General features: G+C 62.8%; 14 protein-coding genes and 1 tRNA gene. 12 read left to right on the top strand and 3 right to left on the bottom strand.

Translation table 11 applies throughout. The annotated features are described in order from the left end of the window. From L288_RS41240 to L288_RS44200, 12 genes are all read left to right on the top strand, one after another. A partial coding sequence (locus L288_RS41240; RefSeq protein WP_021240045.1) for a DUF445 domain-containing protein occupies positions 1–852 on the top strand: 852 nt, incomplete at its 5' end. Positions 853–966: 114 nt separating this feature from the next. Then, the gene (locus tag L288_RS41235; RefSeq protein WP_021240044.1) at positions 967–2,979 is read left to right on the top strand and encodes a M13 family metallopeptidase; all 2,013 of its coding nucleotides are present in this window, start codon (positions 967–969) and stop codon (positions 2,977–2,979) included. Positions 2,980–3,163: 184 nt separating this feature from the next. After that, entirely contained in the window at positions 3,164–3,595 is a 432-nt protein-coding gene (locus L288_RS41230) for a DUF4168 domain-containing protein (RefSeq protein WP_031304976.1), read from the top strand. A gap of 62 nt (positions 3,596–3,657) precedes the next feature. Then, positions 3,658–4,953: an adenosylmethionine--8-amino-7-oxononanoate transaminase gene (locus tag L288_RS41225; RefSeq protein WP_021240041.1), complete on the top strand. Its 1,296-nt coding sequence runs from the start codon at positions 3,658–3,660 to the stop codon at positions 4,951–4,953. 59 nt (positions 4,954–5,012) lie between these two features. Beyond that, positions 5,013–5,231 carry a translation initiation factor IF-1 gene (gene infA, locus L288_RS41220; RefSeq protein ID WP_003049127.1) on the top strand — a complete coding sequence of 73 codons (219 nt, stop codon included), beginning with the start codon at positions 5,013–5,015 and terminating at the stop codon, positions 5,229–5,231. Positions 5,232–5,243: 12 nt separating this feature from the next. After that, complete coding sequence (locus L288_RS41215) at positions 5,244–5,816, top strand: Maf family protein (RefSeq protein WP_021240039.1); 573 nt, start codon at positions 5,244–5,246, stop codon at positions 5,814–5,816. Positions 5,817–5,882: 66 nt separating this feature from the next. Continuing rightward, on the top strand, positions 5,883–6,872 hold the full coding sequence (locus tag L288_RS41210; RefSeq protein ID WP_021240038.1) for a hypothetical protein: 990 nt from the start codon (positions 5,883–5,885) through the stop codon (positions 6,870–6,872). Then, positions 6,862–7,056: a DNA gyrase inhibitor YacG gene (locus L288_RS41205; protein WP_021240037.1), complete on the top strand. Its 195-nt coding sequence runs from the start codon at positions 6,862–6,864 to the stop codon at positions 7,054–7,056. Before L288_RS41210 ends, L288_RS41205 begins: the two co-directional genes overlap by 11 nt. A gap of 51 nt (positions 7,057–7,107) precedes the next feature. Beyond that, positions 7,108–7,183, top strand: a tRNA-Phe gene (locus L288_RS41200). 237 nt (positions 7,184–7,420) lie between these two features. Next, positions 7,421–7,519 carry an Arm DNA-binding domain-containing protein gene (locus tag L288_RS44210; protein ID WP_330216957.1) on the top strand — a complete coding sequence of 33 codons (99 nt, stop codon included), beginning with the start codon at positions 7,421–7,423 and terminating at the stop codon, positions 7,517–7,519. A gap of 71 nt (positions 7,520–7,590) precedes the next feature. After that, a complete protein-coding gene (locus L288_RS44205) occupies positions 7,591–7,896 on the top strand; it encodes a phage integrase central domain-containing protein (RefSeq protein WP_330216956.1) in 306 nt (101 codons plus the stop codon). Positions 7,897–7,925: 29 nt separating this feature from the next. Beyond that, positions 7,926–8,474 carry a tyrosine-type recombinase/integrase gene (locus L288_RS44200; RefSeq protein WP_330216955.1) on the top strand — a complete coding sequence of 183 codons (549 nt, stop codon included), beginning with the start codon at positions 7,926–7,928 and terminating at the stop codon, positions 8,472–8,474. 138 nt (positions 8,475–8,612) lie between these two features. On the opposite strand, the gene L288_RS41190 is transcribed toward L288_RS44200, so the two are convergent. Genes L288_RS41190 through L288_RS41180 form a run of 3 tightly spaced genes read right to left on the bottom strand, consistent with a single transcriptional unit; the run spans position 8,613 to position 13,566 of the window. Then, positions 8,613–9,698 carry an LLM class flavin-dependent oxidoreductase gene (locus L288_RS41190; RefSeq protein WP_021240036.1) on the bottom strand — a complete coding sequence of 362 codons (1,086 nt, stop codon included), beginning with the start codon at positions 9,696–9,698 and terminating at the stop codon, positions 8,613–8,615. Beyond that, positions 9,695–10,939: an LLM class flavin-dependent oxidoreductase gene (locus L288_RS41185; protein WP_021240035.1), complete on the bottom strand. Its 1,245-nt coding sequence runs from the start codon at positions 10,937–10,939 to the stop codon at positions 9,695–9,697. The genes L288_RS41190 and L288_RS41185 overlap by 4 nt, the downstream gene beginning before the upstream one ends. A gap of 17 nt (positions 10,940–10,956) precedes the next feature. Next, positions 10,957–13,566, bottom strand: coding sequence for a TonB-dependent receptor (locus tag L288_RS41180; RefSeq protein WP_031304975.1), 2,610 nt, complete (start codon positions 13,564–13,566; stop codon positions 10,957–10,959). Positions 13,567–13,706: the final 140 nt, after the last annotated feature.

Genomic DNA, 13,706 nt, shown 5'->3' with positions numbered 1-13,706 from the left:
CGGCTCCGCGAAGGCGCGACCCGGCTCGCCGCCGACATGCTGGAGGCGCTGGACCAGGAACGGCTGGGCGGCATGGTGAAGGGCGCGATCGCCCAGCGGCTGCGGGCGATGAACCTCGCGCCCCTTATCGGTCAGGCGCTGGAGGCGGCGATGCGCGACGGCCGCCATGCGCCGGTCATGGACGGCATCATCCATTGGGCCGACCGCACGCTGGAGGCGAACGACCATCTGGTGCGGCAGATGGTGCACGAACGATCGGGGAAGATCCTGCGCTGGACCGGCCTTGATGAAAATGTCGCCAACGCCATCATCGACGGGCTGCGGCGCTTGCTGGCGGACATGGCGGCCGACCCCGGTCACAGCCTGCGGCAGAAGGCGGAGGAGGGGATGGCCAGGCTGGCGGACGACCTTCAGCATGATCCCGCCATGCAGGCGCGGGTGGCGCGCATCCGTGACGAGATCGTGGACAATCCGGCGATGCAGCGCTGGATCGACGGCCTGTGGGAACAGGCGCGGTCGGGCCTGCTGCGCGCCGTGCGCGACCCCGGCAAAGCGATGGCCGGACGCCTGGGCGAGGCGCTCAGGCAGCTTGGCGGCACCTTGCAGGAAGATGCCCGGCTGCGGCTGCTGGTCAACCGCTTCGTGCGGCGGGCGGCGGTGGGCGCGACCGCGGCCTATGGCGATTCGATCGTGACGCTGGTCAGCGAGACGGTGCGCGGCTGGGACGCGGGAACCGTCACCAGCCGCCTGGAAAATGCCGTGGGCCGCGATCTTCAATATATCCGCATCAACGGCACGCTGGTCGGCGGGCTTGTCGGGCTTGCGATACACACTGTGGACACGCTGCTCTGACCGGCGCGGCCGTGTGCGGCATCCTCAAAACTCCCGGCTTTTCGACAAACAACATGGACTTCGCCCCTGCTGCTGGGCCAATTCACAGGCTCGGACAAAGCAAGGGACGCTTTCATGAAAACTATCCTCCTCGGTGCGGCGGCGTGCGCGCTGACGCTGGGCGCCGCCATCGCGCAGGCCGATCCGCCCAGGCCCGCTTATGGCAGCTACGGGTTCGACACGAAGGGCATGGACCCTTCGGTCAAGCCGGGCGACGACTTCTACCTCCACGCCAATGGCGGCTGGGCCAAGGCGACGCCGATCCCGCCGGACAAGTCCAACTATGGCGCGTTCAACGTGCTGGACGATCTGTCGCGCGAACGGACGCGCGGCATATTGGAAGGTGCGAAGGCGGATCGCTCAAGCCGCATCGGCCTTGCCTATGCCAGCTATCTCGATGCCGCCACGGTGGAAGCCAGGGGCCTTGCCCCCGTGCAGCCCTGGATGGCGCGGGTGAAGGCGATCCGGGACAAGGCCGATTATGCGCGCGCCGCAGCGGAAGCTGCCCGCGCGGGCATATCGGGACCCTTCGCCTTCTATGTCGGGCAGGATGACAAGGACCCCGAAACCTACACCTTGATCCTGCGTCAGGGCGGCCTCGGCCTTCCCGACCGCGACTTCTACCTCCAGCAGGATGAGAAGATGGCGGCCATCCGCACCGCCTATCTCGCGCATCTGGAACAGATGCTGACCCTGGCGGGCGAAAGCGATGCGAAGGCGCGCGCCGCCGCCCTGATGGCGTTCGAAACCGACATCGCCAAGGTCCACTGGACCCAGGTCGACAGCCGCGACGCCGACAAGACCTATAACAAGATGACCCTCGCCGATTTGCAGAAAAGCGCGCCAGGCTTCGACTTCACCCGCTATTTTGCCGCTAACCGGCTGAACCCCGCCACCCTGCTCGTGTCCCAGCCCAGCGCGGTGACGGGCGAAGCGGCGCTCATCGCCAACGCCCCGCTCGGCGTGCTCAAGGATGCGCTGCTGCTCCGCGCCCTCCATGCCTATGCGACCTATCTGCCCGACCGGATCGCCGATGCCGACTTCGCCTTTTACGGCACGATCCTGTCCGGCACGCCCCAGCGCGAGGAACGGTGGAAGCGCGCCGTCGGCTTCGTCAAGGAAGCGATGGGCGATGAAGTGGGCAAGCTCTATGTCGCCCGCTACTTCCCGCCCGAAACCAAGGCGGCGATGGACCGGCTGGTGAAGAATGTCATCGCCGCCATGGGCCGCCGCATCGACGGACTCAGCTGGATGAGCGATGCGGCAAAGGCGCGCGCCCATAAGAAGCTGGCCGCCTTCACGCCCAAGATCGGCTACCCGGACAAGTGGCGCGACTATAGCGGACTCACCGTCAAGGCGGACGATCTCTACGGCAATGCGCAGCGCGCCAATGCCCATGAGTTCGACTATCAAATGGGCAAGCTCGGCAAGCCGATCTACCGCTGGGAATGGCAGATGACGCCGATGGAGATCAACGCCTATGCCGATTTCGGCATGGTGGAGATCGTCTTTCCAGCCGCCATATTGCAGCCGCCCTTTTTCGACCCTCATGCCGATCCCGCCGTCAACTATGGCGGTATCGGCGCGGTGATCGGGCATGAACTGAGCCACCATTTCGACGATCAGGGCGCGAAATATGACGAAACCGGCAAGCTCAACCAGTGGTGGAGCGATACCGATGTCGCCGCATTCAAGGCGCTGACGGACAAGCTGGTGAAGCAATATGACGCCTATGAGCCGCTGCCAGGCGCGCATGTGAAGGGCGCCTTCACCCTGGGCGAGAATATCGGCGATCTGGCGGGCGTTGCCGTCGCGCTGGACGCCTATCATGCCTCGCTGGGCGGCAAGCCCGCGCCGGTGATCGACGGCACCACCGGCGATCAGCGCTTCTTCCTGGGCTGGGCGCAGGTGTGGCGGCGCAATTATCGCGAGCCGAATCTGCGCCAGCGGCTGGTCACCGACCCGCATTCGCCGTCGCAATTCCGGGCCAACACCGTACGCAATTTCGATGAATGGTATGCGGCGTTCAAACCCCATCCCGGCGGAAAAATCTTCCTTGCGCCGCAGGACCGGGTGAAAATCTGGTGATCTACCGCCCGATCCCATTTCCCTGCCGCAACGATTCGCTGTTGCGGCAGGGCGTTGGCCTCGGCGGATCAGTCGAACGGCCGCCCGCCTGCCATCTTCCATATGCCACGACTCGCCGGAACGGCCTTTATCCCGGCTTCTCTCTTTCCCAGCTTGGGGGGCAGTAAAGCTAAGGAGAAGCATGTTGACGGGTTTCCATTCCTCTATGTTCCTGAAGGCTGGCCTTGCGTCGGCCGCCCTTTTCGCCTCGGCTCCGCTGCTCGCCCAGCAGGCCGCCACGCCCGCGACGCCTGCGGCTCCATCGGCTGGCGCGTCCACCTACAGCGATGCCGACATCAAGCAATTCGCTGCCGCCGCGGTGGCGGTCACCAAGATCCAGTCCGACACGACGATTTCGGAAGCGGACAAGCAGCCCAAGATGCTGGCCGCGTTGCAGGCTTCAGGCATCGCGCCTGAAAAGTTCAACGCCATTGGCCAGGCGGCGGCGGCCGACCCGGCGCTTCAGCAGCGCATCCAGGCAGCAGCCCCCGCTGCTCCGGCCCAGCCTGCGGCTCCGGCAACGCCAGCCACCCCGGCAACGCCAGCCACCCCGGCGACCCCTGCCCAGCCGCAATAATATCGCGGCTCCATTGAGGGAGGTGCTTGGCCCGGCGCGCTTGCTACCTTAAGCGTCCGGCCATGACCTCCCCCATCTGGCACCCCTTCACCCAGCATGGCCTGGGCGAACCCATCCCCAACGTCGTCCGTGCGCAAGGCGCTGTCCTGCATCTGGAAGATGGCCGCACCCTGATCGACGGCATATCCAGCTGGTGGGTGACGACTCACGGCCATTGCCACCCCCGCATCGCCGCAGCCATCGCCACCCAGGCGCAGGCGCTCGATCAGCTCATATTCGCTGGCTACACGCACGATCCTGCCGAAGAGGTGGCGCGCAGTCTCGTCGAGCTTACCCCCCGCGCCGAAGGCCGGGACGCCCTGTCCCGCGTCTTCTTTTCCGACAGCGGTTCCACCGCCGTGGAAGTGGCGCTCAAGATGGCGCTCGGCTACTGGCACAATCGCGCGCTGGACGGCCTGTCAGCCCCGCGCCACCGCATCCTCGTCCTCGAACATGGCTATCATGGCGACACGATCGGCGCGATGTCGATTGGCGAGCGGGGAGTCTACAACGCCGCCTGGGCGCCGCTGCTCTTTGACGTCGGCACCATCCCCTTCCCGCATCCGGGCAGGGAAGGGGAGACGCTCGCCGCGCTGGAGGCTGCTTGCACCGCGCCGGAAAAGCCCGCTGCCCTGATCGTCGAGCCTCTCGTGCTGGGCGCGGGCGGCATGCTCATCTACGCCCCCGCCGTGCTGCGCGACATGGCGGCGATCTGCGCGCGGCACGATGTCCTTTTCATCGCTGACGAGGTGATGACAGGCTGGGGCCGCACCGGCACGCTTTTCGCCTGCGAACAGGCCGGGGTCGTGCCCGATATCATGGCGGTGGCGAAGGGGATCACCGGCGGCGCCCTTCCGCTCGCCGCGACGCTGGCCACGTCCCGCATCTTCGACGCTCATTATTCCACGGACCGGGCGCGGCTTTTCTATCACTCGTCCAGCTACACCGCGAACGCCATCGCCTGCGCGGCGGCCGCCGCCAACCTCGCCATCTGGCGCGAAGAAGATGTTCTGGGCCGCATAGCTGCCCTGTCGCACGGAATGGCGCAGCGGCTCTCCGCGCTTGCGGGTCGCCCCGCCTTCGAAAACCCGCGCCAGCTCGGCGCGATCGCGGCGATCGATCTCGTCACCGCGGATGCCGGCTATCTGTCCGATCTGGCGCCACGGCTGCGCGCATTTTTCCTGGACCGGGGCATCTTGCTGCGGCCGCTTGGCAACACCATCTATCTGATGCCGCCTTATTGCCTTGATTCAGATCAGCTCGATCTGGTCTTCGCAGCCCTCGCGCAAGCGGGCGATGCCTTTGCAATACCGGCCTGACTTTCAATTTGTGCTTTTTGGCGCTATGGCGGCGCGATTTTTCGGCTTTCCAGGATATTATGGCAAAAGAAGAACTGCTTGAAATGCGCGGACAGGTTGTGGAGCTTCTCCCCAACGCCATGTTCCGCGTGCGGCTTGAAAATGATCACGAGATCCTCGGCCACACCGCTGGCAAGATGCGCAAGAACCGCATCCGCGTGCTGGTGGGCGACGAAGTGCTGGTGGAACTCACCCCCTACGACCTGACCAAGGGTCGGATCACGTACCGCTTCAAATAAGCCGCCTTTCGCATGCGGCTCATCCTCGCTTCGGCTTCTCCCAGACGGCGCGACCTTCTGGGCCAGATCGGCGTGTCTCCCGATGCGGTGGACCCGGCCGATGTCGACGAAACGCCCTTGAAGGGCGAACTGCCTGCAATCTATGCCGCGCGGGTGGCTGCTGACAAGGGCGCGCTGGTTGCCGCCCGCCATCCCGGCGCGCTCATCCTGTCGGGCGATACCGTGGTGGCGGCAGGCCGCCGCATCCTGCCCAAGGCGGAGAGCGAAGAAGAAGCGCGCAAGTGCCTCGAACTCCTCTCCGGCCGCCGCCATCGCGTGCTGAGCGCTATCACCCTGATCGATGCGGAGGGCAGGGCGCGCCACCGCCTGTCCAGCAACATCGTCACCTTCAAGCGCCTCGATCGCGTTGAGATCGACGCCTATGTCGCGTCGGGGGAATGGCAGGGCAAGGCGGGCGGCTATGCGATACAGGGGCGCGCCGCCGGGCTCATCCGCGCCATTCAGGGCAGCCACAGCGCGATCATGGGCCTGCCCCTTTACGAAACCCGCGCGCTGCTCAAGGCAGCGGGCTATCCACTGGACTAGAGCGGCTTCGAGGGAAATGGCACACATTTCGCCGCTTGGAATCACGACCGAACAGGACTGACCTACATGGCCGAATGGCTTTATGAAGAAGGCATTGGCGAGGCTCGCGCCGCGCTGATCGAAAAGGGCCAACTGGTCGAAGCGCAGATCGAACGCGACAGCGACGCCGCCCGCGCCGGATCGGTGATGCAAGGCAAACTCGTCCGCACCGTGATCCCGAAGAAGCGCGGCATCGCCCGCCTGATCTCCGGCGAGGAAGTGCTGGTCGAGCCTATCCCGCCGAAGATCGCGGAGGGGGCGACCGTCCTGCTAGACATCCTGCGCGAAGCCATCCCGGAGGAAGGCCGCGCCAAGCTCGCCAAGGCCCGTATCGCCCAGCCCGGCTCCAAAGCGCATCCCGCGCCCAGCCTGTTCCAGCGCCTGCGCGCGACGGGCCTGCCCATCATCCCATGCCCCGCGCATGAAGAGGACCGCTTCGAAGCCCATGGCTGGAGCGAACTGATGGAAGAAGCGATTTCCGGCGAGATTGGCACGGAAGAAGCGGCGCTGCGCATCTTTCCGACGCCTGCGATGATCCTGATCGACGTCGATGGGTCGCTCCCGCCCGCAAAATTGGGTCCCAAGGGCGCGAAACTGGCGGCGCAGGCCATCCGCCGCCTTGGGCTCACCGGCTCGATCGGCATCGACCTGCCGACCATGAACAATAAGGACGAGCGCGCCATAGCCTCTGCCCAGATCGACAAATATCTGCCGCTTCCCTTCGAACGCACGGCCGTCAACGGCTTCGGCTTCATCCAGATCATCCGCCGCCGTGAACGCATGAACCTCATGGAACTGCTGCGGGCCGATCCGGTCGAAACGGCCGCGCTGGCGCTGCTCCGTCGCGCCGAACGCCACGGCAATGGCGGCCCGGTGACGATTACCGCCGCTCCCGCCATCATCGACCGCCTGCACAAGGCGGCGGCCTGGACCGAACAGCTCGCCCGCCGCCGCGGCGGAGCGGCCGCCTTGAAGGCGGACCCCGGCCTTGCCATATCGGCGGGCCATGTCGCCTAAAGCCTCCTCCTGCCCGATTTGCGGCCAGCCAGCGCATCCTGACACGCGCCCTTTCTGCGGCAAGGCCTGCCGCGATCGCGACCTGCTGCAATGGCTGGGCGAAGGCTATCGCGTCCCCGGCGCCCCCGCCGCTGACGAGATGAAAAAAAGCGATGATTATGGGGTGGACAGCCCCCCGGATTGATGCCTATAGGCACGCCTCTCAACGCCGCCGGTCATTCTCACCGGCGCCCGTGCCCGGGTAGCTCAGTTGGTAGAGCATGCGACTGAAAATCGCAGTGTCGGCGGTTCGACTCCGTCCCCGGGCACCATTTGTTCTTTTTCCCTTATCCAGCAGCATCCAGATACGTCTATAATGGCAGAAAACGTTAGTTTTTTACTGACCGATAATCCCCTAGTCCCCCGGGGTGCACTGTCAGCCGCCCCTCAATCATGGTATTTTCATGGTATCCGGCAATTTGCCACTTCGGAGATACCATGATGGCCCTTACTGTGACGGCAATAAATGCAGCAAAACCAAAGGATAAGCCTTACAACTAACCGATGGGCTGGGCCTCTATCTGCTTGTCACTGAGGCTGGGGGCCGCCTCTGGCGGATGAACTACAGTTTTCTCAAAAAACAGAAGACGTTGTCTCTTGGTAGCTAACCCGAAGTGTTGCTCGCCAAGGCTCGCAAAGGGGGTCGGCAGCCAGAGCGGATGGCCGGGATCCTGCCGAAGTGCGCAAGGATAAAATCCGCGAGCAACGGGCCAAGGCGGAAGAAACCTTTCAGGCGACCGCAGATGAATGGTTCGCCCGACTAGAATTGGAGGGCCGAGCGCTTAAGACGCTCCAGAAGATGCGTTGGCTGCTTGATCTGTCATATCCGCTCATCGGCGACCGGCCGATCGCAGATCTTTCGGCACCGGAACTGCCGGAGGTCTTGCGCAAAGCGGAGGTGCGAGGCCGATACCAGACCGCAAATCGCCTCTGCAGCACGTTCGGTACGATATTCCGGTATGCGATTGTCACCGGTCGCGCCTAACATGATGTCTCGGCGATCTCCGTGGAGCATTGATCACTCCCAAAACGCAGCATCGCGCTGTTATACTGGAACCCAAAGCGCTAGGGCGCCTGCTACGCGCAGTTGATGCTCAGCCTGCCGTTCGAATTGCCTTGAAAATGCTTCCGCATATGTTTCCCCGGCCCGGCGAACTCCGAATGGCCGAGTGGAAGGAGTTCGATCTGGAGGCGGCGGTCTGGACGATACCAGCCGAAAAGACGAAGATGCGCCGACCCCATAAGGTCTCTCTCACTAATCAGGTCTTGGAGATGATCGCCGAACTGGCTCCGCTCACGGGCGATGGCAAGTTTCTGTTTCCCAGCATCAGATCTGCCGATCGGCCGATAACGGACAACACCCTTAACGCTGCGCTACGCCGATCAGGCTTCGGGAAGGAGGAGGTGTCGGCCCACGGGTTCCGTGCCACCGCCAGTACGCTTCTCAACGAAATGGGTAAATGGCATCCGTATGCCATTGAGCGCCAGTTGGCCCATGTCGAATCCAATGATGTTCGACGTGCCTATGCGCGCGGCACTCATGGGACGAGCGCGTCAGGATGATGCGGCACTGGTCGGACTACCTTGATAGTCTACAGGCTAGTGGCAAGGTCCTAAGGGCGAAGTTCCGGTGCCCATGAATCGGGGTTGGAGGTCCTTTGTTGCAGCGGCGCACCCGGCAAAATGATTAAGCATCGATTTTCATCCCAGCCTTCGGCTTAACCGTCTTCCGGCCACTTCAGCCCGGACCGCCGGAATGAGCCAGCGCCCATAATCAACGGCGTCATAATAGGGGTCATAGCCGCGGTTAATGAACGTGGTGACGCCTAGCTCCACATAGTCCAGCAATGCCGCCACGACGGTCTCCGGGGTTCCTACCAGCGCAGTCGTGTCGCCATAGGCGCCGGAGGCGACGGCCGTGGGCATCCATAGGGCCCTGTCATGCCTGTCGCCCCGCGCGGCGGCGGCCAGCAGGCGCTGGCCGCCCGTCCCCTTCGCCGCGCGCTTGCCGAACGGCGTGTCGGGTCCGAACTGCGGGTTGGCTTCGATCGCGGCCAAGATGCGATGCGCGCGATCCCAGGCCACATCTTCTGTCGCGCCCAGGATCAGCCGCACCGACAGGCTGATCCGCGGGGCTGGCCGGTCGGCAGCCTTGGCCGCCGCATGGATAGCAGCGATCTGTTGCCTGGTATCCTCCAGAGGCTCGCCCCAAATGCCATACAGATCCGCATGTTTCACGCCGACCTGGTAGGCATGCTCCGATGACCCGCCAAAAGAGACAGGTATCTGGGGCTTCTGGAACGGCTTCACCGGGGAGAAGGCGCCGCGCAGCTTATAAAAGCGGCCTTCGAAGTCGAACGGCGCGTCTTCGGTCCATAGCCGACGCACAATTTCCAGATATTCGTCCGTCCGCGCGTAGCGTGAAGCCTTGTCGGACAGCGTATCTCCGTCTTCCGGCTCTTCGGTGATGCCCGTCACCGCGTGCAGACGGATCCTACCCTGCGACAGATGATCGAGGGTGGCGAAGGTACGCGCGGCGACGGAAGGCGCGCTACCGGGACGATGCGCGATCATGAACCCGAGGCGATCGGTATGCGCAGCGGCAAAGGCGGCCAGTTGCAGCCCATCGACGCCTCCGCCCGTGGTGACGAGCACGCGATCGAAACCGGCTTCCTCATGCGCTCGCGACAAGCGGAGGATATGGGCGATATCGAACTGAGCGCGCGCTGCAGGCCGAGTTTCCGTCCATTCGCTGGGATTGATCATGCCGACGAATTCGATGGTCATGATAGGGCTCCGGCAAGTTGGGTATTTGACCGACCGGTGCTGTAAACCGGTGCGGAAGTTGCGGCCCGAGCCCGGCTGCCCAGGCGGGGGATGTCGAACCCATGATCGATGTCGAGCAAGGGGAAGACGAGATCGGCAAAGCGATGGGCTTCGGAAATCAACGGAAAACCGGACAGGATGAAGGCGCTAGTCCCGTGCGCTTCGAACTCGCGAATGCGCGCCGCCACATTTTCCGCGCTGCCAACCAATGTGGTGCCCGCCATGGGCGCCAATATGTCGAACCCGAACAGACTGGGGCCGACCCAGACATTGGGGTAGATTTCGAAATCCCTGGCGCGGGGTTTGCGCCCGCTTTGGAATGCTTCGACATTCCTGCGAATCTGCGGGTCCTGCAATGCCTTTTCACGATCCAGGTTGCCCACGGGCAGCGGCCTGTTGATCGACTGGAGCGCATATTCGATCGACGTCTTTTCGATAAGCCAGTCGGCATAGGCCCACGCCTCCTCCTCCGTTTCCCGTACGATGACCTGAAGTCGGGTGCCGAATTCCAGCTTCCGCTCGATCTTCGCAGCTTCGGCGGCGACGCTCGCGAATTTCTCCCCGAGCTTCTGCGGCGTGTTTGCGAAGCTTAGATACACATCAAGCAGCTTGACCGAATGCGCCACGCCGGCCGGAGAGGTGCCCGCGCCCCACAGCGGCACGCCGCCGATCTGGGTGGGAGGAATCGATTGTTCCTCCGTCCCTTTTGACCCCGGGCCCCGGTTGATAGGAGCAGCCGCCAACTTCACGTAACGGCCGTCATAACCGTCCCTTTGTCCCGTGTAGAAACGGCGGAAGGCGTCCCAATATTCGAAACTGAAGTCGTAGCGTTCATCATGTTCGTAGTTCACTCCGAAGGCCGGGAGGATCGCGTCATTACCATTGACGACGTTGAACAGCGTCCGGCCGCCGGAAAAGCGATCCATTGTCAGTGCGAACTGAGCGAGCTTGACAGGGGAAAGAAGGCCGGGATGGATCGCCGCCAAGAAACGCATGCGTTCCGTGGCGGAGATCATCGCGGCGGAGACGGCCAGGACATCATCCTGCAGGCCGGTTCCCAGCAATGCGCCATAATAGCCCAGCCGGTCGATCGTCACCGCCAACTGCTGCATGTGGCGGAAATCGCACTCCCATCGCCCTTCGGGTTCCCAGGGGTAGGGTCCGTCGGGCGCGGTCAGATACCAGAGAAGTTTGACAGCCATGAGGTGTGACCTTCTTTTCAAAAGCGGATGGCGAACTGGCCCTGCACCGAAAATGGCGCAAGCGGCTGAAGAAAGCCCGCCCCCGTCAAGGCATTCAGGAAGTTCTTCTGATCGGTGATGTTGAGCAGCCGCAAGGCAAGATCATATTTGGGCTGACGGTAATAGAGCGTCAGGTTGACATTATACTCGTTAGGCACCCGCACCGTTCGGCTGAGGTCGGTATTCCAGCTGCTCGTCCACCAGGCGGAGACTTCCGCGCCGAGGCCGTTGTCGAGATGATAATCGACGAAGCCGTTGAGCGAATATTTGGGGATGCCTGCCAGCGGATAGCGGCCCGCGGGGAACGCCCGCAACCTGCCCTGATCCCCGAACGGCGTCGCGTTGTCCGCAAAGAAGCCGTAGAGCGAAAAGCCGAAGGGCGAGACATAGCTGTTGACCGCATTCAGATATGTCCCGTTCACACCGGCAGACAGGTTGTTCGTCGGCTGGAAACGGGCCGATCCTTCCACGCCCTTGATGCGGATGCGCGCGATATTGCCATTCTGATCCGGCGACAGGTCACGATATTGGATGAAGCCGGTCGCAGACAGGAACAGCTTACCGGGCGCCGGTTCCCACTTGACGCCGCCTTCATACAGTTCGCTGACGCTCTTGAACGCCAGGGGGTTTAGCTTGTTGCCCGGTCCCCAGGTCAGGAAGTTGCCGAACACACCGGTGTTGAGTGCGGTGGAACGATCATAGGTGGCGTAGATCGTGCTGTTGGCAGACGGCTTCACATAGACGCTGGCCTGGTAGCTGGGCAGGGTGAAACGGCCTCGGTCGCTGTGCTGCTGGGCTGCGGTGAGATAGACTGGGTTATTGATGTAAGCGCTGATCTGTGTGACGTTGACGCCAAGGTTGACGCCGACCGTATCGGCGAAGGTCACATTCTGCTGCGTGAACAGGCTCCACTGATTGACATGGCCGTTCGACGTGTACACCGCGCCGCCTGACGTGGGGAAACCGCCGATTTCCGAATAGAAGCCGCCATCGACCGGCACCATTACCGGCAGGTTCAGATAGCCAAAATAGCGGGTCTGCTGCGGAACGCCGGGCACGCCGACCCAGGACCCAGAGGCGTTGGGATTGGCCAATGGCAAACCATAGAGCGCAGAAGGCGTCTGTGTGGATGGATCCAGCGTCAAGTCATAGGGATCGAAGTTGAAATTGTTGTTGGCCGACAAGGCTCGATATTTGAGGAGGCGGATGGCTCCACCGGTATTGCTCTGCAAGCTGATCGGCAGTCCGAACAGGTCGCCGTCGAATTTGCCCTGGAGCTCCAGCCTCTGGTCGAACAGGGTGCTTCGGTTCTGGTAGATGAACGACCCGACACTGTCGTTGGTGTTGATGGAGCGCTGGAAATAGCTGCTCGACAACAGGCGAAGCTGCGGCAGGATGTCGACGCCGACCTGCAGCTGCGAGACATAGCGCTTGGCGGTGTTCTTGTCGTCGGGGCGGCCCGATCCCTCGTTGGCGTCCAGCTTGGTGATGCCGTTGCCGGGGATGCTTGGATCATAGACCCAGCCCTGCACTCCGCCAGCGCCCGCGACCGTGGAGCTTGGCAATGGGGTGGTCTGCACCGCCCCGGCCACATAGCGGCCAGTTCCGTCGTTCGTCCGTGTCTGCCAGCCAATGGGTGCGGCCGTTGGATCGCTTGACGCGAAAACCGGAGACCACAGACCCACGCCAGCGCTGTTGATGATTGGCGTGGCACGACCGCCATAATAGGTGCCGAAACCATCGACCAGCGCCTGCGTATTGCGGTTCCATCCACGCGTGATGTTGAAGTCGTAATAATTATCGTAGGAACCGTTCCAATCGACGGTGACGTTGTTGGCTGGCTTCCAGCTCAACGCGCCGAAGAAGGAATTATAATCGTTCTGGACATTCTTGTAGTAGGTGCGGCCTCTCTGCCCCTTGATGCTGACGCGATAGGCCAGGTCTTTGGAAATGGGACCGCTGGTATCCAGGGTCAGGTTGAAATCGGCATAGGAGCCGCCGCCCGGGACCCAAGTGCCCAACTGGGAAGAAATTTCCGTATGCTGTTTGTCGAAATAAGGCTTCTTGGTGATGTAATTGACATAGCCGCCGGTGTTGCTGCCCGGTCCGAACACGATCGATGACGGGCCCGCGACGATATCTGCGCCTTCATAGGCGTTGAGGTTCAGCGGGTGGTCGTTGCCGTCGAAATAGATACGCTGGCCGTTCTGATAGACTTCCGACTTCAATCCGCGAATGAAGGGGGATGCCGAGATATTCTGTCCGCCGCCTCGTGTGATACCGGGCGCATATTTGACGAAATCATCAGTGGTCTTGATGAGGTCGTGGATAAGCTGATCGGCGCCGACCTGGGATATGCTGCGCGGCGTGTCGAGAACGGATCCCGCCGTGCCGTAGATGGACCGCGCCTCCCGCTTCGGAAGCACGGTGCCCTCCAGTTTTTCGGCGGTTACGATGATGGCGTCGGCCGTATCGGCGCTGCTGTCGGCATCTTCTGCACCATAGGCGGGGGATGCAACCGCCGCGAGTGTCAGCAGAAAGCCGCTTCCGCCCAGAAAAACGGTGCGGCGATTATTCGTCCTGCGCATGAATTCCCCCAATTTTGTTCGAGCCGCCCTCACGCGGACGACTGCTTTCGATGATGTGAAAAGCCCCTCCTGCCGAGACGCGCGGGGTCGCGTGGTCCGGTGCTTCCAACAGTCTTTCTACTTTGCGGAAGCCAGAAGCA

The organism is Sphingobium quisquiliarum P25, assembly GCF_000445065.1.
GTDB lineage: Bacteria > Pseudomonadota > Alphaproteobacteria > Sphingomonadales > Sphingomonadaceae > Sphingobium > Sphingobium quisquiliarum.
Note: the sequence above shows the minus strand (reverse complement) of the source record. Positions and strands in the feature narration are given on the sequence as shown.

Bases quoted from the DNA above. Each gene is read 5' to 3' on its own strand.
- L288_RS41235 (WP_021240044.1), top strand. From the start codon at position 967: ATGAAAACTATCCTCCTCGGTGCGGCGGCGTGCGCGCTGACGCTGGGC.
- L288_RS41225 (WP_021240041.1), top strand. From the start codon at position 3,658: ATGACCTCCCCCATCTGGCACCCCTTCACCCAGCATGGCCTGGGCGAA.
- infA (WP_003049127.1), top strand. From the start codon at position 5,013: ATGGCAAAAGAAGAACTGCTTGAAATGCGCGGACAGGTTGTGGAGCTT.
- L288_RS41215 (WP_021240039.1), top strand. From the start codon at position 5,244: ATGCGGCTCATCCTCGCTTCGGCTTCTCCCAGACGGCGCGACCTTCTG.
- L288_RS41210 (WP_021240038.1), top strand. From the start codon at position 5,883: ATGGCCGAATGGCTTTATGAAGAAGGCATTGGCGAGGCTCGCGCCGCG.
- L288_RS41205 (WP_021240037.1), top strand. From the start codon at position 6,862: ATGTCGCCTAAAGCCTCCTCCTGCCCGATTTGCGGCCAGCCAGCGCAT.
- L288_RS41190 (WP_021240036.1), bottom strand. From the start codon at position 9,698: ATGACCATCGAATTCGTCGGCATGATCAATCCCAGCGAATGGACGGAA.
- L288_RS41185 (WP_021240035.1), bottom strand. From the start codon at position 10,939: ATGGCTGTCAAACTTCTCTGGTATCTGACCGCGCCCGACGGACCCTAC.
- L288_RS41180 (WP_031304975.1), bottom strand. From the start codon at position 13,566: ATGCGCAGGACGAATAATCGCCGCACCGTTTTTCTGGGCGGAAGCGGC.